Source organism: Rheinheimera soli (assembly GCF_021290985.1).
Lineage (GTDB): Bacteria > Pseudomonadota > Gammaproteobacteria > Enterobacterales > Alteromonadaceae > Pararheinheimera > Pararheinheimera soli.
The window spans coordinates 65,950-88,638 of the sequence record NZ_JAJOYU010000009.1; the positions used below are offsets into that span (position 1 = coordinate 65,950).

Annotated in this window: 17 protein-coding genes and 5 tRNA genes; 5 read left to right on the forward strand and 17 right to left on the reverse strand. The window is 45.9% G+C overall.

The window, feature by feature from the left end:
- Positions 1-82: 82 nt before the first annotated feature.
- Genes LSG37_RS08265 through LSG37_RS08275 form a run of 3 tightly spaced genes read left to right on the forward strand, consistent with a single transcriptional unit; the run spans position 83 to position 3,814 of the window.
- The gene (locus tag LSG37_RS08265) at positions 83-1,399 is read left to right on the forward strand and encodes a dicarboxylate/amino acid:cation symporter (RefSeq protein WP_233079424.1); all 1,317 of its coding nucleotides are present in this window, start codon (positions 83-85) and stop codon (positions 1,397-1,399) included.
- A complete protein-coding gene (locus LSG37_RS08270; protein ID WP_233079425.1) occupies positions 1,392-2,351 on the forward strand; it encodes a porin in 960 nt (319 codons plus the stop codon). The genes LSG37_RS08265 and LSG37_RS08270 overlap by 8 nt, the downstream gene beginning before the upstream one ends.
- 44 nt (positions 2,352-2,395) lie before the next feature.
- Positions 2,396-3,814, forward strand: coding sequence for an SLC13 family permease (locus tag LSG37_RS08275; protein ID WP_233079426.1), 1,419 nt, complete (start codon positions 2,396-2,398; stop codon positions 3,812-3,814).
- 123 nt (positions 3,815-3,937) lie between these two features.
- Here LSG37_RS08275 and LSG37_RS08280 read toward each other — a convergent pair.
- From LSG37_RS08280 to LSG37_RS08315, 8 genes are all read right to left on the reverse strand, one after another.
- Positions 3,938-4,013, reverse strand: a tRNA-Gly gene (locus LSG37_RS08280).
- Between the two features lie 75 nt (positions 4,014-4,088).
- A tRNA-Leu gene (locus tag LSG37_RS08285) sits at positions 4,089-4,175 on the reverse strand.
- A 57-nt stretch (positions 4,176-4,232) separates the two neighbouring features.
- Positions 4,233-4,306 (reverse strand) — tRNA-Cys (locus LSG37_RS08290).
- Positions 4,307-4,321: 15 nt separating this feature from the next.
- Positions 4,322-4,397 (reverse strand) — tRNA-Gly (locus LSG37_RS08295).
- A 133-nt stretch (positions 4,398-4,530) separates the two neighbouring features.
- Positions 4,531-5,073, reverse strand: a complete 543-nt coding sequence (gene pgsA / locus LSG37_RS08300) for a CDP-diacylglycerol--glycerol-3-phosphate 3-phosphatidyltransferase (RefSeq protein WP_233079427.1) — start codon at positions 5,071-5,073, stop codon at positions 4,531-4,533.
- A 30-nt stretch (positions 5,074-5,103) separates the two neighbouring features.
- Positions 5,104-6,918, reverse strand: a complete 1,815-nt coding sequence (gene uvrC / locus LSG37_RS08305; RefSeq protein ID WP_233079428.1) for an excinuclease ABC subunit UvrC — start codon at positions 6,916-6,918, stop codon at positions 5,104-5,106.
- A 24-nt stretch (positions 6,919-6,942) separates the two neighbouring features.
- Positions 6,943-7,587 (reverse strand): UvrY/SirA/GacA family response regulator transcription factor, encoded by a 645-nt coding sequence (gene uvrY / locus LSG37_RS08310; protein WP_233079429.1) that lies wholly within the window; start codon positions 7,585-7,587, stop codon positions 6,943-6,945.
- Positions 7,588-7,793: 206 nt separating this feature from the next.
- Positions 7,794-7,884 (reverse strand) — tRNA-Ser (locus tag LSG37_RS08315).
- Positions 7,885-8,117: 233 nt separating this feature from the next.
- Here LSG37_RS08315 and ansA point away from each other — a divergent pair.
- The gene (gene ansA / locus LSG37_RS08320) at positions 8,118-9,131 is read left to right on the forward strand and encodes an asparaginase (protein WP_233079430.1); all 1,014 of its coding nucleotides are present in this window, start codon (positions 8,118-8,120) and stop codon (positions 9,129-9,131) included.
- 65 nt (positions 9,132-9,196) lie between these two features.
- On the opposite strand, the gene LSG37_RS08325 is transcribed toward ansA, so the two are convergent.
- The 5 genes from LSG37_RS08325 to LSG37_RS08345 all read right to left on the reverse strand — a co-directional run bounded on the left by LSG37_RS08325 (position 9,197) and on the right by LSG37_RS08345 (position 15,328).
- Positions 9,197-11,893: a DUF349 domain-containing protein gene (locus LSG37_RS08325; RefSeq protein WP_233079431.1), complete on the reverse strand. Its 2,697-nt coding sequence runs from the start codon at positions 11,891-11,893 to the stop codon at positions 9,197-9,199.
- The gene (locus LSG37_RS08330; protein ID WP_233079432.1) at positions 11,880-12,161 is read right to left on the reverse strand and encodes a YeaC family protein; all 282 of its coding nucleotides are present in this window, start codon (positions 12,159-12,161) and stop codon (positions 11,880-11,882) included. Before LSG37_RS08330 ends, LSG37_RS08325 begins: the two co-directional genes overlap by 14 nt.
- Position 12,162: 1 nt before the next feature.
- Positions 12,163-12,489, reverse strand: coding sequence for a zinc ribbon domain-containing protein (locus LSG37_RS08335; protein WP_233079433.1), 327 nt, complete (start codon positions 12,487-12,489; stop codon positions 12,163-12,165).
- A gap of 97 nt (positions 12,490-12,586) precedes the next feature.
- Positions 12,587-13,714, reverse strand: coding sequence for a M14 family metallopeptidase (locus tag LSG37_RS08340; protein WP_233079434.1), 1,128 nt, complete (start codon positions 13,712-13,714; stop codon positions 12,587-12,589).
- Positions 13,715-13,876: 162 nt separating this feature from the next.
- A complete protein-coding gene (locus tag LSG37_RS08345; RefSeq protein ID WP_269836525.1) occupies positions 13,877-15,328 on the reverse strand; it encodes a glyceraldehyde-3-phosphate dehydrogenase in 1,452 nt (483 codons plus the stop codon).
- Between the two features lie 165 nt (positions 15,329-15,493).
- Between LSG37_RS08345 and LSG37_RS08350 the strand changes: the two genes are divergently transcribed.
- Positions 15,494-16,288, forward strand: a complete 795-nt coding sequence (locus LSG37_RS08350) for a DUF2989 domain-containing protein (protein ID WP_233079436.1) — start codon at positions 15,494-15,496, stop codon at positions 16,286-16,288.
- On the opposite strand, the gene msrB is transcribed toward LSG37_RS08350, so the two are convergent.
- The 4 genes from msrB to glgB form a co-directional block, all read right to left on the reverse strand.
- Positions 16,269-16,667 (reverse strand): peptide-methionine (R)-S-oxide reductase MsrB, encoded by a 399-nt coding sequence (gene msrB, locus LSG37_RS08355; protein WP_233079437.1) that lies wholly within the window; start codon positions 16,665-16,667, stop codon positions 16,269-16,271. The genes LSG37_RS08350 and msrB overlap by 20 nt on opposite strands.
- Positions 16,668-16,776: 109 nt before the next feature.
- Positions 16,777-18,306, reverse strand: coding sequence for an NADP-dependent phosphogluconate dehydrogenase (gnd, locus tag LSG37_RS08360; RefSeq protein WP_233079438.1), 1,530 nt, complete (start codon positions 18,304-18,306; stop codon positions 16,777-16,779).
- An 89-nt stretch (positions 18,307-18,395) separates the two neighbouring features.
- Positions 18,396-20,447, reverse strand: a complete 2,052-nt coding sequence (gene glgX / locus LSG37_RS08365) for a glycogen debranching protein GlgX (protein ID WP_233079439.1) — start codon at positions 20,445-20,447, stop codon at positions 18,396-18,398.
- Positions 20,444-22,621 carry a 1,4-alpha-glucan branching protein GlgB gene (gene glgB / locus LSG37_RS08370; RefSeq protein WP_233079440.1) on the reverse strand — a complete coding sequence of 726 codons (2,178 nt, stop codon included), beginning with the start codon at positions 22,619-22,621 and terminating at the stop codon, positions 20,444-20,446. The genes glgX and glgB overlap by 4 nt, the downstream gene beginning before the upstream one ends.
- Between the last annotated feature and the right edge of the window lie 68 nt (positions 22,622-22,689).

Genomic DNA, 22,689 nt, shown 5'->3' on the forward strand with positions numbered 1-22,689 from the left:
TTCAAACCAAAAAAGCTGGCTTCCTCTTTGCTATTGACTGTCTGACAGGGAGATTTTCTCCATAACCAGAGAGACAATAATAATGAAAAACAGAACCATAAGGCTGCTCTCCAGCCTCTATATCCAGGTATTGTTAGCTATCAGCATAGGTATCTTTTTAGGTCATTTTTACCCGGAGCTTGGCACTGCTATGCAACCTTTGGGCACAGCCTTTATCAAGCTGATTAAAATGATTATCGCGCCCATTATCTTTTGTACCGTCGTGGTGGGTATAGCCGGTATGGAAGATATGAAAAAAGTTGGGAAAACAGGCGGTTATGCCCTGCTCTATTTTGAAATTGTCTCCACCATAGCTTTAGTGATTGGTTTAGTGGTGATTAATGTCGTTAAGCCTGGTGTCGGCATGCATATAGATCCCGCCAGCCTGGATCAACAATCCATCAGTAAATACACTGCGCCGGATCAGATGCAAAGTACCACTGATTTTCTGCTCAATGTGATCCCAAGCAGCGTATTTGATGCTTTCGCCCGTGGCGATATGCTGCAAGTGCTGTTTTTTTCTATCCTGTTTGGCTTTGCTTTGCAGCGTTTAGGTGGCCGACAAAACCTGATTTTTGGTTATGTTGAAAAAAGCTCTGAGGTATTATTTGCCATAGTGCATATGCTGATGAAAGTTGCTCCTATTGGTGCTTTTGGCGCCATGGCCTTTACCATAGGTAAATACGGTATTGCGACTTTATGGTCTTTAGCCGGTTTAATGGCCACCTTTTACATCACCTGCCTGCTGTTTATTTTTGTTGTGTTAGGTGCTATTTGCCGTTACCACGGTTTTTCAATTACCAAATTTATTCGCTATATCAAAGAAGAGTTGCTGATCGTCTTAGGTACTTCATCCTCTGAATCTGTGTTGCCTCGTATGATGGCCAAGCTGGAAAAACTGGGCGCGACTAAATCCACAGTAGGCTTAGTGATCCCAACAGGATATTCCTTTAACCTCGACGGCACCGCTATTTATCTGACCATGGCTGCTGTCTTTATTGCACAAGCTACTGATACCCCAATGGATTTAACCCAGCAGCTCACCTTGCTGGCTGTGTTACTGGTGACATCGAAAGGTGCAGCTGGAGTCACAGGCAGTGGTTTTATTGTATTAGCCGCTACTTTAGCTTCAGTAGGTTCTGTACCAGTGGCTGGTATCGCCTTAATTTTAGGCATAGACAGATTTATGTCTGAAGCCAGAGCTTTAACGAATTTAATTGGTAATGGTGTCGCCACTCTGGTGGTGTCCAAATGGTGTGGTGAATTGGATATGCAACAACTGGATAAGGAGCTGGCTCAGGGAGCAACTCCTCAACAAAATACTCAGACAGTGACGACGGCTGAGGTGCAACATGGTTAAATCTTCTTTATCTGCAGCTATCTGTTGCACTCTGGCTTTTGCAACCTCAAATGTCAGCGCTTTTGAATGGGATTGGTACGGTAAACTTGAATTACAGGCGCTGGATGTTGATAAAGGACTCTACCGCTATGCCGACCAAGGTCGGCAGATTGAAGCTCCATTTTCCCGCTTAGGTGTGAAAGCTAAACATCAATTGACTGATGGGCTGGCCATTGTAGCTGTGTACGAGTGGCAGGTGAACGGCCTGGATGATGCCAACAAAGATCAGCGCCTAGGTTCACGCAACACTTACATTGGTGTTGCCGGTACCTACGGTGAACTGGTGTTTGGTAAAAACGACACCAAGTTTAAAAAGTCTGAAGGAAAAATCGATTTATTTAACGAAACTCTTGCCGATATGGCGCAAATTACGCCGGATCAGGATCGACTGGAAAATGTGGTGAGTTATCAGTCTCCAGTCATTGAAGGGTTTAATTTATCAGCAACCTGGCAGACAGGTGCAAGCGACGAAATAGCAGGTGGTTATGATTGGGTGTTGGGTTATGGTGATCCGGCGTTCAAAAAATATCCTCTGTATCTGGCATATGGCCGCACGGATGAACTGAATAATATCACCGCAGAGCGTTTATTAGCTCAGATGCCTTTATGGCAGTTGGATGGCGCTGTGCTTGCCGCAGGCCTGATGTATCAGCACAGCGAACATGTTGTACGCAACATCGAAGGCGATGCCTGGCTGGCACAGCTGAGTTATCAGCGCGACGACTGGACCTACAAATGGCAGTGGCAGCAAGATGATAGTCAAACCCGACATGCAGAAAAAGCCCGTTTGCATAGTATTGGAGTTGATTATCAATGGCGAAAAAATTTGACGGCCTATCTACTTCTGTCCAAACTCAATTTTGAAACCGATCACGATCATGCCGCCGCTATAGGTATGAAGTTTTTCTTCTGATCCCACCGGAGCCTGGCTCCGGTTTCTTTTCATAAGGATTTAATATGTCGCTTTTTTCCAGCCGCGTACTGCTACTCTGTGGCCCTTTATTACTCTTGCTGACTATTCTTTTACCTCCTCCTGCAGCACAAATGAGTCAACCCGCCTGGATGGTGACGGGTTTAATGGCTTGGATGGTGCTCTGGTGGATCACCGAAATAGTGCCTATCCCTGTGACATCCTTGTTACCTATGATTTTTATCCCCCTGCTCGGTATAGATAAGCTGGACGCCGCGACCTCTCCTTATGCGCATCCGTTGATTTTTCTGTTTTTGGGCGGTTTTTTTCTGTCCATTGCGATGGAAAAAACAGTGTTGCATAAACGTATTGCTTTGAAAGCTCTATCGATGGTGGGGTCTTCACCTGGTTTGCAAATTGCTGCTGTGATGGCTGTCACTGCCTTTTTATCGATGTGGATGTCCAATACAGCCACAGCTGTGATGATGTTGCCTATAGGTTTATCTATTATCGCTATGGCAAATGCCTCAACACAGGACCACTTTGGCAAAGCTGTATTACTTGGTATCGCCTATAGTGCAAGCATAGGTGGCATAGCCACCTTAATTGGTACCCCACCGAATGCCTTATTGGCTGCTTATTTATCAAAAAGTTATGGTATTCAAATCAGCTTTGCCGACTGGATGATATTGGGTGTGCCTTTGGCTTTAACTATGCTGGTTGTGTGCTGGGTTTGGCTGACTAAAATCCATTTTCGTATGCCCAAAACTGATCTTGCTCAGAATGACACACCCGCCCAATTAAAAGCCTTAGGTGAGATGTCACGTTCACAAAAATTAGTGCTAATGGTATTCGCGCTGGCCGCATTAAGCTGGATCAGCCAGCAATGGCTGGTTAAATGGACCGGCTTACCTGTCAGTGACACAGTGATCGCCCTTTGTGCTGCTGCTCTATTATTTGTATTACCAGGGGAAAAAGGCTCTGGCACCGCACTTTTAGAATGGAAAGATAGTCAAAATCTGCCATGGGGCGTGTTATTGCTGTTTGGAGGCGGCCTGAGTATGGCTGACCAAATACAAAAAACCGGTGTGGCTGAATTATTAGCACAACAACTGCAGCTATTAGAGGGTGTGCCTCCTGTATTGCTGTTAGTTGCTGTGACCAGTCTGATCATCTTTTTGACTGAAGTCACCAGCAATACAGCGACAGCTGCGGCTTTTCTGCCGTTATTAGGCCCTGTTGCTATTTCTATGGAGTTGTCTCCGCTTTATCTGGTGGTGCCCGCTGCACTGGCTGCAAGCTTCGCCTTTATGATGCCAGTCGCCACCCCACCTAATGCCATCGTCTTTGCCTCAGGCAAGCTACAAATCAAAGATATGGTCAGGGCAGGTTTAGTACTGAATCTGGTCGGTATAGTGGCTATTAGCTTATTTAGTCTGTGGTTAGGGCCACAGCTGGTGAGATAGGCTTTACCTATAGTCTTTGTGAAGAAGCGGTCTGTGGCCGCTTTTTTAACAGTAAATAACACGACCACAGTTTTTCAGAACCTAAAACGCAAAAAAGCAGCCGTAAGGCTGCTTTTTCAAATTTGGAGCGGGCAACGAGGCTCGAACTCGTGACCTCGACCTTGGCAAGGTCGCGCTCTACCAACTGAGCTATGCCCGCTTAGGCATTTTGCAGACAATAATCTGCTTTGGTATTTCAGGTTTTTTAACCTGTCTCAACATCTTGCTATTGAGATGGTGCCCGGGGCCGGACTTGAACCGGCACGCCCTTTCGAGCGAGGGATTTTAAATCCCTTGTGTCTACCGATTTCACCACCCGGGCAAACACTTTTCAATTTTGTATTACAGCCAACAGCATCTAACCAAGTAACGCATTAAATGGAGGCGGGTCCCGGAGTCGAACCGAGGTGGACGGATTTGCAATCCGCTGCATGGCCATTCTGCCAACCCGCCATCTGGCGTACGACTTGGAGCGGGCAACGAGGCTCGAACTCGTGACCTCGACCTTGGCAAGGTCGCGCTCTACCAACTGAGCTATGCCCGCTTTTTACTGGCCATTCGCCGTAACACGAGACGCATTCTACTGGTTTATGCTTTTACGTCAACCACAAATTTATGCTTTTAAATTCGTTTGCTCAAAAAGTAGCTTCACTGCTGTTTTTGCAAACTTTTTCCGCTTATTTACTCAGCGCTGGCCAGGATGCTTTCAGATAAACCAACATAGACCAGACAGTCAATAAAGTGGCTATATAAAGCAACGCCATACTTAAATCGGTCAGCCAACCCACAGGTTGCCAAATCAAGCCTATCAATGCCAACATCTGAGCTGCTGTTTTGTATTTGCCTACTTCTGATACGGCTACCTGAGCACGTTGTCCTACGCCCGCCATCCATTCACGTAAGGCTGAAATTAAGATCTCACGGCTGATCATAATAAAAGCCGGAATAGTCACCCACAGCGTTTGCATATCGACGGCTATCAACACCAATGCTGCAGCCACCATTAATTTGTCTGCCACCGGGTCTAAAAACGCTCCAAAGGGTGTCATCAGTTGCATCTTACGCGCCAGATAACCATCTAACATGTCAGTAATAGCTGCAAACCAAAAGGCAAAAGCAGCAAAAAAACGGGCGTGTTCCAATTCAGAGTAGAAGCAGAATAAACAAACCGGGATCAAACACAATCGGAACATAGTCAACAGATTTGGAATATTCCACATAACACTACTTCTCAAAGTCGGCACAAATTTTTAGTTATTGTGACATGCCTGGTAAATCTTTTCGGCCTGTTGCCTGGAAATTCCCGGTACTGTCGCGAGTTCGTCCACTGAGGCCTGCATCACGCCATGCAAACCACCGAGGTATTGTAACAAAGCTTGTCGGCGTTTCTCACCTACTCCGTCGATATTTTCTAACGGGCTTTTAATAATGGCTTTACCGCGTTTATTGCGATGGCCTGTGATAGCAAAACGGTGCGCTTCGTCACGAATTTGCTGAATTAAATGCAAAGCTGGCGATTCAGCAGCAAGAGAAAAGCCTGCCGGGTTATCTGGCAAAATTAAAGTTTCAAGACCAGGTTTACGGCTGGTGCCTTTGGCCACCCCTACCAGTAAGGGTCTTTTCGCAAAAGGCCAATCACTGAAAAAGTTAATCGCCTGAGTCAATTGCCCTTGACCACCGTCTATTAAAATCAAATCCGGGATTCGGCTTTCATCGGTCAGCTTGCCATAGCGCTTATTTAGCGCAAATAACATGGCTGCATAATCATCGCCAGGCGTAATGCCTTCGACATTAAAACGGCGGTATTCACTTTTATTTGGCCCCTGCCCGTCAAATACCACGCAAGAAGCGATGGTTGATTGCCCCATGGTATGGCTGATATCAAAACACTCCATCCGATCGAGACGATCAAGCTTTAATGTCTGTTTCAGCTCACGGTAACGCACTGCGACCTGCTCTTTGACGGACAACTTAGTGGCAGCAGCCAATTGCGCATTTTTTTGCGCTAAAGCCAGATAACGTGCTTTTTCGCCCCGTTTGGCATAAACAAAACTCACTTTACGCTGCGCTAATTCACCGATGGCTTGCGCCAATTGCTCGTCATCGGCCACCTGCTCGCTTAAAACCAGCTCTTTCGGTACCATTTGGCCACCGGCACCACTTAAATAAAACTGGGCTAAAAAAGACGGTAAAATCTCTTCAGGTTCAGAACCTGCAGGCACTTTAGGGAAAAAATTTTTACTGCCAAGCACCTTATGATCACGGATAAACAGCACATGAATACAGGCAACTCCGTGCGACCACTCCAGCGCTATCACATCCATTTCTTCATGATCGCCACTAACGTATTGCTGTTCCTGTACTTTGCGTAAACTGACGATTTGATCGCGAAACTGAGCAGCTTTTTCAAAGGCCATCTCACTGCTGGCTTTTTCCATTTGCTGCACAAGTTGTTCGATCAACTGCTGACTTTTACCAGATAAAAACAGTGAGGTGTTTTTAACTTCAGCCGCGTAATCTTCATCTGAGATTTTGCCAACACAAGGCGCTGAACAGAGTTTTAACTGGTATTGCAAACAAGGCCGGGTGCGGGCGCGGTAAAAGCCATCTTCACACTGGCGGATAGGAAATACTTTTTGCAGCAGCTTTAAACTTTCCCACACAGCGCCTGCGCTTGGATAAGGACCAAAATACTGACCTTCCACTTTACGAGGTCCACGGTGTGAACTGATGCGCGGATGCTTATGATTGGTAATTAAAATAAAAGGGTAAGATTTATCGTCACGAAGCAAAATATTGTATTTAGGCAGGTACTGCTTAATCAGGTTATTTTCTAAAATCAGCGCTTCGGTTTCACTTTGTGTGACCGTTAATTCAACGCTACGAATATGGCTAACTAAAGCGCGGGTTTTACTACCGGAAACATTCTGTCGGAAATAACTGGATAGGCGCTTTTTCAGATCTTTGGCTTTACCGACATAAATGACGGTTTCTTTCTGATCCAGCATACGATACACGCCCGGCATATGGGGCGCGGTTTTCAGGAAGCTTTTGGCGTCAAACATCAGTATTAAATATCATGGAGGCAGTTATAACTTCGCAATGTCGATCATGCCATGGCGTAAAGCTAAATGCGTCAATTCAACATCGCCGCTGATATCCAGTTTTTCAAACATGCGATAGCGGTAGGAATTGACCGTTTTTGCGCTGACATTTAGTAACTCAGCGATATCATTGACCTTCTGACCACGGGTGATCATCAGCATAATTTGCATTTCGCGGTCAGATAATTCTTCAAAAGGGTTCTGGTTACTACTGGTCACGCGGCTCATTGCCATTTTTTGCGCGACTTCGCCGGAGATATATCGCTCCCCTGCATGCACTTTACGTATAGCACTGACCATTTCTGAGGGAGCTGCATTTTTGGAGATAAAACCTGAAGCGCCTAATTGCATCACTTTGGTTGGAACCGGCTCCTCACAAGAGACAGATAAGGCCAGAATTTTGATTTCAGGACAATAATGCAAAATACGTTTAGTGGCCGTCATACCACCCATGCCAGGCATATTCATATCCATCAGCACCACATCCGGTGTTTGCGCGCGACAAAATTGGATAGCGGCTTCACCAGAAATGGCTTCGCCTATAACCTTAATGCCACGTTCGTCCATTAGTATACGACTGATGCCGGTCCGAACCAGCTCATGATCATCCACTAATAAAACATTAATCAATTTGATCTCTCCGGTGCCAAGGTGAACTACTCCAGTCTAGCTCTATTATATCCGAGCATAAAGCAGAGACAGGCCAAAGCTCAAGTACTTCATCAGCGAATGCGATAAGTAACACAAATTTATTGGGGATAATCCAGAAAAAACTTACAAACCAATAAGATAGGAAAATTGAAGGTATAAAAAAACCACCTTTAAGGTGGTTTTAATGGCGGAGGGGGAGAGATTCGAACTCTCGGAAGGCTATTAACCTTCGCCGGTTTTCAAGACCGGTGCATTAAACCGCTCTGCCACCCCTCCGCGTTGGACGTCATATTAGGGGTCTCGCCTTTTTTTGTAAAGTGCTTTTCTATCGCTTTTAATTCGTTTGCTCAGCATTTGTGCAAAGTGGTCACTTTTTGCTAATTTTCTCTACTCTTTTATGCATTTCGGTATGAAATAACTGTATCAGTAAAGATTAAGCCGAACAAAACCTGACAGCCCTGCCGCTGTTGATTACAATAGCCAGACAACAGATCAGGACCTTCTCTGTCATGAATAAAAAACGAATTTATGTCGCCTACACAGGCGGAACTATAGGTATGCAGCAATCGAGCAATGGTTTTGTGCCTGTGCCCGGCTTTTTATCCGATACAGTGAAAAGCATGCCAGAGTTTTACCGCTCAGAAATGCCGGAATTTGATATTCACGAATACCACCCGGTCATTGACTCCTCCGATATGACACCAGCGCACTGGCTGGAAATTGCCACTGATATTCAAAGCCACTATGCCGACTACGATGGTTTTGTCGTGTTGCATGGCACTGATACTATGGCCTACACCGCCTCAGCTTTATCTTTTATGCTGGAAGATTTAGCCAAGCCCGTCATTGTGACCGGCTCACAAATTCCATTGGCGCAATTACGCTCGGACGGCCAGGTGAACTTATTGAACGCGCTGTATCTGGCGGCTTATTACCCTATAGCCGAAGTGGCGCTGTTTTTTAACAACAAACTATTTCGAGGCAACAGAGCCACCAAGGCAGATGCAGATGGGTTTGACGCTTTTGCATCTCCGAACTTTTCCCCGCTGATTGAAGCTGGTATTCATATTAATTTAGTGGCTGGCCATCTGGCCTCTACCGCAGTAACCAAAGCCTTAAAAATTGCGCAAATTACACCTCAGCCAATCAGCGTAGTGACTTTGTATCCGGGCATCAGTGTAGATGTGATCAGAAATATGGCCGCAGCGCCTATCAAAGCCTTGATCATTAAATCTTATGGTGTGGGCAATGCACCACAGCAGCCCGAATTACTGCAAGCCTTAACAGAAGCCTCAAAGCGCGGCACCATTATTGTCAACTGCACCCAGTGTTTTAAAGGCAAAGTGAATATGGGTGGTTATGCCACTGGCAACGCATTGCGAGAGTGCGGCGTGATCAGTGGTTACGATATGACACTGGAAGCCACCTTAACCAAACTGCACTATCTACTGAGCCAGCCTTTGAGCACTGAGCAAGTACGGCTATTTATGCAACAAAGTTTGCGAGGTGAGTTAACCTTGTAAAAAATCCGTTTTCGTTGATAACAAAAAGCCAGCATTGCGCTGGCTTTTTAGTATTCCGAATGTACTTAGGCAAATACAGCTTTTAAACGTTGCACTAAGCCCTGCTCTTCTGATTTTACAGCACCAAAACTTAACCAGCGTTTTAATAACGCATCCACAGTCAGGCTCTTACCGGAATTGTGTTTGTCTGACAATAACTGCAACTGCACTTGCGCTTTATCTGCTGCGACACAGTCTTTGCCGCTGATCAGTTCAATAGCAGTCGTCAGTTGAGCACGAGTCAGTTGGGATTCATTGCCTTTGGCAAAATCTTCCCGAAAACGAGTAGGAATAGCTTCTGCTGTCACATCAGTCTGAGCTAAAGCATCAAACAGCTGCTGGTAACTGGCGTTAAACGCAGATTGCTCCAGTGTGTCCAGCTTCTGCTGCACTTCTGCTAACAACTGCTGTTTTTGCTGCGATAAGACCGATTTAATTGGTAAATCCAAAGCTTTTAATGCGCCTTGAGCTGTATGTAATTCCGCAGCTGTTGTCGCCTGTGCACATTGGGCTGCAACTTCACTGAATTGAGTTTCAGCTTGCTGTTGCTGCTCTGCCCATTGCTGGTCTTGTTGCTGTTTAACCGCAGTTTTATTAGCGAAAACCTGATCGCAAATCAGGCGGAATTGTGACCACAGCTGCTGATCCGTTTTGCCGGAAAAACCAATTTGTTTCCAGTCTTGTTGTAACTTCTTGGCTCCTGCTACGGCTTCATCCACAGATAAAGTCAGCAACTGCTGCGCTTTTTCAACCAGCTGTTGTTTGTCAGCCAGGTTTTGTTCATGCAGTGCACGTACGCGGCCCTTCAGAGTATCGACCAGCGTCTTAAACTGAGCCGCCAATTCCTTATAAAGTGCTGATTCTGTTGGGCCACTTTCACGCCAGCTTTTTTGCAATGCCGTCAGTTGGCTGTCAAAGCCTTTATCCAGAGGTTGATCCAACAAAGCGGTTAAATCGGCCAGAATTTGCTGTTTAATCACAGCATTTTGTTTGCGTTGCTCATCCTGCGCAGCGAAATAGTCTCGGCATGGCGCAAAAGCCTGCTCACAGGCCAGATTAAAAGCCTGATTCAACTCCTGCTCTACTGCTTCATCAGCACGTCCCAACGTCTGCCAGGTGGCGCGGGCTAATTTTACCTGCTCTGCTCGCTCTGGCGCTTCAACGTCAGTGGCTTCTGCTAAAGCCTGCATTTGAGCAACTAATTCTTGTTTACGAGGTGTTGCTATGTAGTTTTGCAGCTCGTTCAGTTGCTGCAGTTGCTGTTCAGCGGCCTGATAATCTTTCGTCAGCTGTTGCTGCTGAGCTGGTGTTAATTCCGCAAAACTTTGCTGAATTCCTTTAAACAATCCAAACAGAACTTTATAACGGCCTGCTTCATACAAACGACGGAACTCAGCAAGTTTAGAACGAACAGATTTCAGATTTTTATCTGCCTGACCGGCAAAACCTGTCATCACGGCCTGCCACTGTGCATTCAGTTGTTGTTGTGCTTCTGCCAGGCTGTCAGGCAACATAGCGCCTAAAGTCTTACGACCTTTATTCCATTCCTGCTGCCATTGCTGATATTTAGCTTCGATATGCTGAAACTGAGCCGCATCTGTTGGAATAGTTGCAGCAGACCAGTCAGCCAACAAACGAGTCAGTTTAAACAGTTGCTCAGCCTGAGCCGGTAATTGCTGCAATTGGCGCTCAAAAGCCGTAATGGCTTTTTGCAAATTGGTTTTTACCGCTGCGGCCAAATCACTTTGTGACAGCTGCTGTAACAAGCTTGTTGCCTTTGCTGCTAAGGGATCAGTTTCATCCAGCCGGCCTTCTGACATCAGTTGTGCCAACTCTTGTTGCAAGGCTTGCAGCTCTGTTTCAAGCTGTTGCTGCTGTTGTTTCAAGGCCGCGAGTTTTTGTTGTTGTGCTTGCTGTTGTTGCTGTTCTTTCACCATAGGTGCCCAGACAGCTTCAGTGAGTAATTTGATTTTATTAAACTTTTGCGTCAGTTCAGCCGCATCGTCCAGCAAGGCAAGGTCAGACTGAGCAGCATCCCATTCCTGTTGGTATTGCTGCCACTTTTGCTGCATCTGCGTTAAATCACCGCGCTCACGCACAGCGTTTAATTTTGCCAGCAGCAGGTTGATCACCTTACGCACCTGAACGGGTTTGTCTTTGGCTTGTTGCAGCTGTTGTAATTGCAGTTTTAATTCACTGGCCAAAGGTTCTGCTAATTGTTTGCTGAGCTTTTCCAGTTGCTTTTGATCAGTGATCAACGCCAGTAACTGACGCTTTTGCTCAAGACTCAACAGGTCCTGCTGCAGGTTAGCTACTAGCAATTCAGTTTTTTTCAGCCGCATAATCAGCGAAAAACGTATATCAGCATCGGCTTCTGTCAGAGCTAATTTCTCTAAAATGCTGCTTCTGTGACACTCTTCAATAAACTGACGTTTTAACGGCGCAGAAATGCGATTTTCCAACACCATTTGCACCAACTGACTTTCTGCATATTGTTTTAAGCGTTCAGCATTATCCTGCTTGCTGGCTTGCCACCATAAGGAAAACTCATTGAGTTTCTCCAAAGCTGCACGGCGCACTGCTTCGTGGCCATCATTAAAAGCGAGTTCATGCAGAATTTCTTTGTGCTGGGCATCTACATTTAAGCCAGCAATCGCCTGTTGCCGCACTGCAGCGTCTTTGTGTTGCCATTTAGGCGCAAACCAACGTTTAAAGATCATCATGCGCAAACCTTGCTATCGAAGAGTCCTGAGGGAATTGTTTTTTCATTTCAGCTTTGGATTTAACCACCATCTGACCGTCTGCCCCTATAGTGTAGGGTTCAGTGGATTTAAGCACATAAGCCTGATAAGCCATCACCAGTTGCTGTGTATGAGCTTTTTGCATATCAGAAAGCACAACACCATCAGCCCAACGGCCTGTGGCTACTGTGTCTAACAAGGATTGATAGGTATCAGGCGACATCGCCAGTACAAGAGCTTTGAAATCCATATTACTTTTTTCGCTTCAGATAAATCAGGCGGGCTCTGCCGTAGATGTACCAGAGAAAACCAGCGGCGATCATGCCTTGTGACACCATGGCTTCATAACCATCCGGCTCTAAAGCCCAAAAATACAAAAAACAGAAGCCAGCTAAAAACAGGATCAACGCCAACATAGACTGATTCAATGCACTCTGGATTTTTTTATCCTGAGCCTCAATGGCTAAATGGTGTTTTCTTTCCGCTGACATACTGCTTAAATCCAGCTGACAATGCTGGCAGGTCTGACTTTTATCCGAAATTTTTTTACCACAACGTGGGCAGGAAATAATTGCCATAGTAAAACCCTCTGAAAGTTATGGCGCACTATAAAGCAAAAGAACAAGTTTGCAAGCCAGCTTAGGCTGACCTGCATCTTCTTTAAATACGGTCCGTTTATCGCAGTTGATCAACGACAGCACGTATTGCCACCAGGCTATCCTGTCCCAGCTTCATTGAACGTACATCAGACCAGCCATAGGCCAGATCCGGTAAATTAGCATTGTCTTTAAATGGCATTTCAAGGGTGTACGACAAGCACTTAAATTGCTCTGCCACCCAGGTGGACGCTATGGTTAAATTCGCCTGACCTGGTGCATCCAATTCATAACCAAATTCAGTCTGAAACTCTGGAGTGACTAACAACAGTGCATTTTTAAAGCTGGTTTCTAACTGCTGCATTTTGGCATTGTACGAAGGTACACCTTCAGCGCCCGCAACAAAGTTATACGGCAGGTTTTCATCACCATGTACGTCCAGCAGCATATCCACACCTGTTTCCAGCATCTGCTTGCGTACTAAATAAACTTCCGGGCTTTTTTCCATGCTAGGGCTTTGCCATTCACGGTTTAAGTTCACACCAGCGGCGTTGGTACGCAAATGACCACGGACGCTGCCATCCGGGTTCATATTAGGCACTATATAAAACACGGCTTTTTCCAGCAAAGTACGGGCAACACCGTCATCTTCATCCAGCAGTTTGTCTAATAAACCTTCGACAAACCATTCAGCCATAGACTCGCCCGGATGTTGACGAGCTGTGATCCAGATTTTTTTCTTACCATCAGCAGGCTCACCCACCACCAACATACTCATATCACGACCGTCTAAGGTTTCACCCAGCTCAACAATTTGAGCCATACCAGAGCTTTGAGCCTGATGCAGTAAATCCATATGACGTTCGTAGCTATAAGGCGCAAAGTACGCAAAGTACACTGATTCAGCTTCAGGATAATGAGTGATCACCAGTTGTTCATTGACCAGTTGAGTTTCCACTCTGAACCAGTTTTCCCGATCGTAAGAGGCCACAGCCTGATAGTCTTTCCAGCCATCCGGATAAGCGGAATCTTTGACATTCACGATGCGAATAGTGTGAGGTTCAGTGCTTTGAGAATGTAAACGGAAATGGAACCATTGGTAGAAATCTGAATTGTGGTCTTTGCGGATCGCCAGCTGAATATCGGCAGGATGTTCGGCTTTGATCACGTCAATATTACCGCTGTCAAAATTACAGGTAATTTTCATAACATATCCACTTGGTTGGGTGACAGATGCTGCATTAAGTTGCAGTCTTAACGGACCGGCATCATAGCATTAAATTTCCGACTGTTCAGCCGAAGCTACAGATTTGGCCGCCTTAAATAATAAAAAAGGCCGCACTGGGGCGGCCTGTTTTCAAATCAATTTCTACTTGTTGACTGGCAAAGTTGGGTATTTAATTCCCGCCATTTCATTCATGACGCGAATAACCTGAGTACTGTAACCAAACTCGTTGTCGTACCACACATAGAGTACGCAGCGGTCGTCCTGCACTATAGTCGCCTGTGAATCGACCACACCAGCGTAACGTGAACCGACTAAATCACTGGATACAATTTCAGTCGAGCTGGTGAAATCAATCTGATCCTGCAGCTCTGAAAACAGTGCCACTTTTTGCAGATAATTATTCAGCTCGTCGCGGTTGGTTTCTTTGTTCAGGTTTAACGACAAAATCGCCATAGATACGTTAGGTGTAGGTACCCGAATCGCATTTCCTGTCAGCTTGCCTTTTAATTCAGGCAACGCCTTGGCCACAGCGCTGGCAGCACCTGTTGAAGTAATGACCATATTTAGCGGTGCAGCACGACCTCGACGTTCAGCTTTGTGATAGTTGTCGATTAAGTTCTGGTCGTTAGTGTACGAATGCACAGTTTCAACGTGACCATTTTTAATACCGTATTCGTCGTTTAAGGCTTTTAATACTGGTGTGATGGCATTGGTCGTGCAGCTGGCCGCAGACACAATTCGGTCTTCAGGCTGGATCATGTTGTGATTCACGCCATACACCACGTTATGCACCTCACCTTTGGCTGGAGCTGTTAACAATACTTTGGCCGCGCCTTTGGATTTAAAGTGAATAGACAATTCTTTATCGTCTTTCCAAATACCGGTGTTATCCACCACCAGTGCATCATGAATACCGTACTGGGTGTAATCCACCAGATCAGGTGAATCAGCATAAATCACTTTAATAAAAGTGCCATTGGCTTTGATGCCCACGTTTTCTTCGTCTACCGTGATACTGCCATTAAATGGCCCATGGATAGAATCGCGACGCAGCAGGCTGGCACGTTTTTCTAAATCACCTTTACGACCGCCGCGCACTACAATGGCACGTAAGCGTAACTTGCTGCTTGGACCTGAACGCTCCAGCATCAGGCGGGCTAATAAACGACCGATACGACCAAAACCGTACAATACGACGTCTACCGGCTTAATTTGATCGCCACGGTGTAATATTTCAGACAGCTGACTATCTAAGTACTGCTGCAAAGACTGACCTTCACCGGCATTTTTATATAAATAGGCAAAAGCCAACTTACCAATATCGACGCGGCCTGGAGCCAGCTCCATTTTGGAAATGGCTTCTAAAAGCGGAAAACTTTCTCTTAAGCGCAGCTTCTGATGTTCAAAGCGTTCTACTGTTTTATGCGCCTTGATGATATCAATAGTGGTCGCATTCACTAGCGGACGGCCATAAACCACAACTTCAATGCCTTTATTACGATACAAACGACCTATAATAGGTTGCATGTTCTCAGCGTACTCCTGACGTTCCTGCCAGCTGCGTTGATACTGTTCTTCGTGTGATAGAGTCATGGTTTCGCCTTTTACGTCTTGTAGGTTCAGAGGTGTGCCTGTGGTCATCGCCACATTGAGGCAGGCGCATTGTAATTGAACATGTAATACTACGACAACAATTACAAAAAGATTTTTTCTGAATTCTTCGTTATGCTGAAGGCTTAAAGGACTGATGAGATAGATATGAAATACCTGCTGTTAACATTAAGCTTGGTGATGCTGGGCGCCTGCTCAGAGGGCGAACTGACCTTACGTGCTGTCTGCGAAAAAGAACCTGGCTTGTGCACGGACTTAAATGACGACTCCCATTGCAATATGCAGCGTCGAGATTTGATTATGCAGCGCTTTGAAGAGAAGCGTCTGCCGTCGGACAAAAACAAATATCAGTTATTGCTCGATTTTGAAAAATACTCAAAATGTATTGAACTGGCTGCTGGTATTGAACACATCAAACTAAAAGAAAAAACCAGTACACGCATGATTGGTTACCTGACAAGTTTGAGAGAAATCAAACGCTTAAGTAACGAAACCGTCAGTTCAGATGATCCACATCTGTTGTATTACCATTGGTCGCGCAATAAAAGTGACAGTCATCTGCAGCGCTTTTTGCAGGCAGAACAAAATAACCAGTTAGAAACCCCTGCGCTGCAAATGGCGTTGGTCAGTTATTACAGCAAAAGAGACAGAGAAAAAAGCATTCAGCTGTTACACCATGCTCTATCGCTTTATCCACCAAATCCGCAGGTTGATCCAGAGATTTATGCGTCTTTAACCAGTATGTTTTACAAAAAGAAAGACTACGCCAGCTCTTACCATTGGGCTTTGCTGGCACAACAAAGTGGGGCTTTTAATGTGGAATTGCAGGAACTGAAAATATATCTGGAACAAGCCCAGTTGGACCATGAAAAAATTAAAGAAGCAGCTGACCATACCTTAGCTCAGCTGCAACTGGGGCATTTTACTCCGCCGAAATTTTAACGTCCTGATTAAATAGCAACGACACTGAATTGACGCAATAACGCTGCCCGGTAGGTGCCGGGCCATCGTCAAACACATGGCCTAAATGAGCGTCACAGTGCTGACATAAAATTTCAATCCGCTCCATGCCATGAGAAGTATCCCTTTCGTATTTCACCTGGCCTTTAATAGCCTTGCTGAATGAAGGCCAGCCACAACCCGAATCAAATTTATCTGCCGAATCAAATAACGGCTGCTGACAGCAGACGCAGTGATAGCTGCCAGTGTCTTTGTTATGCAACAAAGTACCGCTAAAAGGATATTCAGTGCCCTTTTGTCGTGTCACTCTGTACTGCTCGTCAGTTAACTGCTCACGCCACTCTTGTTCAGTTTTATTCATCTACTACTCCGGTTCAAAGTACAGGTCGCCGCATTTTGGCTGCTATATCACAGCTTTTACCTAACAGCTGTACTCCTATACGTAAAAAGCTCCTTCCGGAGCTTTTTATTTACTTGATTTTTTGCATCGGCCTGTCGTTATGACTCCAGTCAACGTGGAAAGTTTTACCTTTGGCTTTATCTGTGCGCTCAAAGGTATGAGCGCCAAAGTAATCGCGTTGTCCTTGTAACAAATTGGCAGGTAACACTGCGGTGCGGTACGAGTCGTAATAACTCAATGCAGAACTTAATGCGGACACAGGAATACCCGTCATAGCCGCTTCAGCCACGGCACGGCGCCAGTTCATCTGATTGACAGAAATCTGTTTTGCAAAAAACGGGTCCAGCAATACATTCTGTAAATCGTCATTACGCTCATAAGCATCGGTAATAGACTGTAAAAATACCGCGCGGATAATACAGCCTGCCCGCCAGATTTTAGCTATTTCGGCAAAATTAAGTTGCCAGCCATGTTCTGCAGCCGCGGTTTTCATTAAATCAAAACCCTGAGCATAAACACAGATTTTGGCGCAGTAGAGCGCGTCATGCAGCTGTTTAATCATCAGCTCAGCGCTCTGGCTGGTGCAATGCTCGCGCACCGGACCTGCCAGCAAGGTGGAGGCCAGCACACGCTGATCTTTTAAAGTCGACATGGAACGGGCAAACACAGCTTCAGCTATAGTAGGTGCAGGGCAACCTAATTCCAGACTGCTGACCGCAGTCCATAGACCAGTGCCTTTCTGGCCGGCTTTATCCAGGATCACATCAACTAAAGGTAGGCCTGTTTCTGAATCTTTGGTCGCCAGCACTTCAGCACTGATTTCCATCAGGTAGCTATTTAAAATACCCTGATTCCACTCTTTAAACACTTTAGAAACTTGTTCTGCACTCATACCCAGTGCATCACGCATCACTTGATAAACTTCACAAATCAGCTGCATATCAGCGTATTCGATGCCGTTGTGCACCATTTTAACGTAATGACCTGAGCCACCTGGGCCAATATAAGTAGCGCAAGGCTCACCTTCAGTCACAGGATTACCAGGTTCATGCCGCTCGAGCGGACGACCTGTAGCAGGGTCTACCTTAGCGGCGATTGCGCGCCAGATAGGTTCAATACGAGTCCAGGCATATGGGTCACCGCTTGGCATTAAGGAAGGACCAAAACGAGCCCCTACTTCACCACCAGAAACAGCTGTACTGAAGAAAATAAATTTCCCTTCGTAATGTTTTTCACGGCGTACTGTGTCAGTCCACAGGCTATTGCCTGTATCGACGATAATGTCATCTGCCTGAATACCAGCATCAATCAGCTTTAAGCAGACGTCATCCACAGGTTTGCCGGCTGGTACAGATAAAATAACTAAGTGAGGAGAAGATAAACGCGACAGAAGTTCTGTATAAGAGCTGCAGCTGATCACCCGGGCCGGTTTGTCGCCCCGCTCGGCTTTGTCCTGCGCTATAACAGCTTCCAGTTTTTTATGGTCTAAATCAAAAGCGGCAACCCGATAACCGTGATCAGCCAGGTTTAAAATGAGGTTCTTCCCCATCACACCTGCGCCGACAAAACCTATATCACATAATACGGATGTCTCAGACATTTGATTTTCCTTTTAAAATCCGGCACTGCAAAAGTGGCCGCGATTATACTGGAAAACTATCGATAAAGAAAAAGCTCAGCTGAAAAAACTCAGGTCCAGATGGATAAAGATCGCTCGCTCTGCAGATAACGGGTTCTGGTTGTTGATTTTTCCAGCATCTCGCCGGTCTCAAACCGAGTATCAAGCAAAAGCTGCCAGCTTTTTTTCGGTAAATCGACCTGAAGCTCTGTGTTACCGGCGTTAATAATCACCAGCATGGCCTGATGATCTTTTAAATGCTCAATGACAAAAACACAGTTGGTTTTGTAGGGGTCGGTCCAGTGTTCGTCTTGTTTTACACTGCCATCCGCTAAATACCAGCTCACCTGATGTTTATCACCATGCAACTGATACTGATCATCCAACAATGACAACTGCTGCAAACAACTGAATTGCTGGCGCAGCTGGATCATCTTTTTGACAAAAATCAGAAACTGCGTGGCCTGATAATCCAGTTGCCAATGCAGCCAGCTCATCTCATTGTCCTGACAATAGGCATTATTGTTGCCTTGCTGAGTTTGACTCAACTCGTCTCCGCCCAACCAGTGCACTATACCTTGGCTGAGCATCAGGCTGGCGACCAGATTACGTTTATGCTGAAACCGTTTCTGCAGAATGTCGGCATCGCTGCTGGGGCCTTCAACACCGTAATTCAGACTTAAATTATGACCATGGCCATCGCGATTTTGCTCTGCGTTCAGCCAGTTGTGTTTATCCTGATAACACACCATATCCTGCAAGGTAAAACCATCGTGGTAACTGATGTAGTTCACACTGCAACAGGCTGGTTTGTGATGTTTCTGGAAAATATCACGTGACCCCAGTAAACGGGTGGCAAATTGGGGCAACTGGCCTGGGTCTTGTCGCCAGAACGAGCGAAAAGTATCACGGCATTTGTCGTTTAGCTCCGACCAATGCGCCGGAAATTGTCCAAGCTGGTAACCAAAAGGCCCCAAATCCCAGGGCTCAGCAATCAGCTTGACCTGACTCAACACCGGATCCTGCGCTATCACCTGTAAAAACGTAGCATAGGCATCAAATCGCTTATGTTCACGGGCCAAGGTCACAGCTAAATCAAAGCGGAACCCATCGACCTGCATTTCTGTCGCCCAATACCGCAGTGCGTCCAGCACCAAACGCTGAGTGACAGGATGAGCCACATTCAGCGTATTGCCACAGCCACTGTAATTGCAATTTTGCTGGTAGTCGGTAATGTCGGCATGATTTTCAAACAGATAATAATGTCTGTTAGCTAAGCCTCTGAAACTTAAACGGTATTCTTCAGCTTCTGCGCTATGGTTGAACACCACATCCAGAATAACTTCCAGTCCATGCTGATGATAAGTACGCACCAGCTCTTTGAACTCTGTCACCGCATCATCCACCTGATAACGGGCATCAGGAGCAAAAAAGTTTATCGGGTTATAACCCCAATAATTAGTCAGCTTCAGTTTTTCTAAGCGGGGTTCACTCATAAAGCTGGCCACAGGCAACAGCTGTACTGTGGTAATGCCCAACTCTTTTAAATGTTGGATCACAGCCGGATGACACATACCCTGATATTTACCACGAAGCGCTTCGGGCACGTCCGGATGCAACTTCGTTAGCCCTTTGACATGGGCTTCATAAATAATGGTCTTCTCGCGAGGTATCAGAGGTTTTTTACTGTTTTGCCAATCAAACTCTGGTGCGGCCAACACGCCTTTGGGCACCATATAGTGACTGTGAACCTGATAGAGTCGTTCGTTCCAGACTAAAGCCCGGTTCAGTTGCTTGGCATAAGGGTCTATTAATAATCTGTTTCGGTCAAACACCAGGCCTGAACTTGCCTGACACACCCCTGCGGCCCGCAGGCCATACAAAGTGCCGCTTTCAATGCCTTCAATATGCAGATGCCAGACTTCACCGGTGCGGGCGAAAAACTCTATTTCTGCCAGAGGTTCTTCAGTATCGGGGCAAAACAAGCATAACCAGAGCGCCGATGCATCAGGTGCGTAAACGGAAAAGTTCCAGCTGTGAGCTCCTGTCTGGCTAGGGCCAGGAGGATAGGCAGTGCCTGTACTGCTTATCCATTCAGGGTTCTGCTCTGCTAAGGTAGTCATTTTATTTTTATTCTCAAGTACAGAGTCGACAAGGGCGGTAAATCCAGTTGAACCTTGTAATTTAAACCAAAATCAGCAGCAGGATACGCCAGCAGATATTCACCCACAGGGTAATTGCTGCCCCAATAATATTCGCTGTCGGTATTGAGGATCACTTCGTATTCGCCCTGTTGTGCCACAGACAAACCGAAGCCGCTTCGAGGCACAGGCGTAAAGTTACTAACCACATACACAGCCTGACCTTGCTGATCCAGACGGTAAAAGCTTAAGGTGCTGTGCTCAGCGTCCTGATAATTAATCCAGCGAAAGCCTTGAGCATCGTGATCCAGCTGATGCAGTGGCGTGCAGCTTCTGTAGGTCAGGTTTAAGTCACGGAACAGTTGCTGTACCCCTTTGTGTTTTTCAAAGGACAATAAAAACCACGGCAACTGTTGATTGTGATCCCACTCCGACCCCTGGCCAAATTCATTGCCCATAAAGTTCAGCTTTTTGCCTGGATGGGCAAACATAAAGGCGTAATAAGCCCTTAAATTAGCGGCTTGTTGCCATTCATCACCGGGCATTTTATTGATAATACTACCTTTGCCATGCACCACTTCGTCATGTGATAAAGGCAAAATAAAGTTTTCGTTAAAGGCATACACCATAGAAAAGGTTAAATCGTTATGGTGAAACTTACGATAGGCTGGATCTTTGCTGATATAACGCAAGCTGTCATTCATCCAGCCCATATTCCATTTAAAACCAAAACCTAAACCGCCCAAATCCACAGGCCGGGTGACACCATTAAAGGACGTCGACTCTTCAGCAATCATCATGGCTTTAGGGTACTGGCTGTAGACTTCACTATTGAGCCAACGGAACAAGCTGATGGCTTCGTAATTATGGTTGCCCCCGTCTATATTCGGCACCCATTCACCATCACGGCGGGAATAATCCAGATACAACATAGAAGCCACTGCATCCACCCGCAGCGCATCAATATGGAAATAATCCAGCCAAAACAAGGCGCTCGCCACCAGGAACTGCCTGACAGGGTCTTTGCCGTAATCGTAAATGCAGGAATTCCAGTCCGGATGCCAGCCACGACGCGGATCTTCGTATTCGTACAAATGACTGCCATCAAAACGTGCTAGGCCATGCGCATCTTCAGGGAAATGTGCCGGAACCCAATCTAAAATCACCCCTATTCCAGCCTGGTGGCAAGCATCCACAAAAGCTTTAAATTGATCGGGTGTGCCAAAACGTGAGGTCGCAGCAAATAAGCCCAAAGGTTGGTAACCCCAGGAGCCAGAGTATGGATGCTCCATCACAGGGAGCAATTCAATATGGGTGTAACCCATATCCAGTACATAAGGAATAAGCTCAAGCGCCAGCTCGTTATAGCTCAGAGGCTCGCCATGCTGATTGTGTTTCCAGGACCCCGGATGCAACTCATAAATACTCATCGGCTGATGATAAGGGTCAAAATGACGCTGTTGCCATTCTTGGTCATGCCACTGATATTTACTGTGGTCGTAGACTAAAGAAGCATGAGACGGGTATTGCTCTGCGGCAAAAGCTAAAGGATCCGCTTTATGTGGCAATAAATTACCAAAAGCGTCTTTGATCTCAAATTTATAACGCACACCAGCCCCAACTTCTGGTATCACCAGCACCCAATGACCACATTCAGTGCGCTGCATCGGATGACGACGACCATCCCACTGGTTCATATCTCCAATCAGGCTGACGCTGGACGCATTAGGTGCAAACACAGCAAAACGAGTGCCACTGAGTTTCTTTTTACCCAGATTGAGTTCAACCAGTTGTGCACCGAGCTGTTTATAAAGGTTCTCTGGCTTGCTATTAACAAAATGCACAGCGTAATAAGCTTCATCCTGAAACTGATAAGGGTCCAACAACATATAATTATGCTGATGAGGGGTTTCTATCTGAAAATAATACGGACTTGCTTTGCGTTTAGTGGGTAATTCCAGCTCAAATAAGCCATGCAATACAGCCTGAGCTGTCATCAAACCTAAAGATTTGCCAGTCGCAAAATCAAAAACCTCTACTTTGGCGGCATCAGGCAAGTAGGCACGGATCATTAAACCTTTGGTTGCACCTTTTTGCCAGGACAATACAGAGAATGGAGAAGAACAACTGGCGGAGGCTAACTGAGTTACGGACATGAACTATCCTTTTGATTTTTTTACCGTCTTAGTTTCTAAGATAACAAATTACACTAAAACTGCCATGG

Excerpts from the sequence above, each read along its gene's own strand:
- glgX (WP_233079439.1), bottom strand. The coding sequence starts at position 20,447 with ATGACTACCTTAGCAGAGCAGAACCCTGAATGGATAAGCAGTACAGGC.
- uvrC (WP_233079428.1), bottom strand. The coding sequence starts at position 6,918 with ATGTTTGACGCCAAAAGCTTCCTGAAAACCGCGCCCCATATGCCGGGC.
- LSG37_RS08325 (WP_233079431.1), bottom strand. The coding sequence starts at position 11,893 with ATGATGATCTTTAAACGTTGGTTTGCGCCTAAATGGCAACACAAAGAC.
- LSG37_RS08350 (WP_233079436.1), top strand. The coding sequence starts at position 15,494 with ATGAAATACCTGCTGTTAACATTAAGCTTGGTGATGCTGGGCGCCTGC.
- ansA (WP_233079430.1), top strand. The coding sequence starts at position 8,118 with ATGAATAAAAAACGAATTTATGTCGCCTACACAGGCGGAACTATAGGT.
- LSG37_RS08345 (WP_269836525.1), bottom strand. The coding sequence starts at position 15,328 with ATGACTCTATCACACGAAGAACAGTATCAACGCAGCTGGCAGGAACGT.
- LSG37_RS08265 (WP_233079424.1), top strand. The coding sequence starts at position 83 with ATGAAAAACAGAACCATAAGGCTGCTCTCCAGCCTCTATATCCAGGTA.
- msrB (WP_233079437.1), bottom strand. The coding sequence starts at position 16,667 with ATGAATAAAACTGAACAAGAGTGGCGTGAGCAGTTAACTGACGAGCAG.
- gnd (WP_233079438.1), bottom strand. The coding sequence starts at position 18,306 with ATGTCTGAGACATCCGTATTATGTGATATAGGTTTTGTCGGCGCAGGT.
- LSG37_RS08275 (WP_233079426.1), top strand. The coding sequence starts at position 2,396 with ATGTCGCTTTTTTCCAGCCGCGTACTGCTACTCTGTGGCCCTTTATTA.
- pgsA (WP_233079427.1), bottom strand. The coding sequence starts at position 5,073 with ATGTGGAATATTCCAAATCTGTTGACTATGTTCCGATTGTGTTTGATC.
- glgB (WP_233079440.1), bottom strand. The coding sequence starts at position 22,621 with ATGTCCGTAACTCAGTTAGCCTCCGCCAGTTGTTCTTCTCCATTCTCT.
- LSG37_RS08335 (WP_233079433.1), bottom strand. The coding sequence starts at position 12,489 with ATGGCAATTATTTCCTGCCCACGTTGTGGTAAAAAAATTTCGGATAAA.
- LSG37_RS08270 (WP_233079425.1), top strand. The coding sequence starts at position 1,392 with ATGGTTAAATCTTCTTTATCTGCAGCTATCTGTTGCACTCTGGCTTTT.
- LSG37_RS08330 (WP_233079432.1), bottom strand. The coding sequence starts at position 12,161 with ATGGATTTCAAAGCTCTTGTACTGGCGATGTCGCCTGATACCTATCAA.
- LSG37_RS08340 (WP_233079434.1), bottom strand. The coding sequence starts at position 13,714 with ATGAAAATTACCTGTAATTTTGACAGCGGTAATATTGACGTGATCAAA.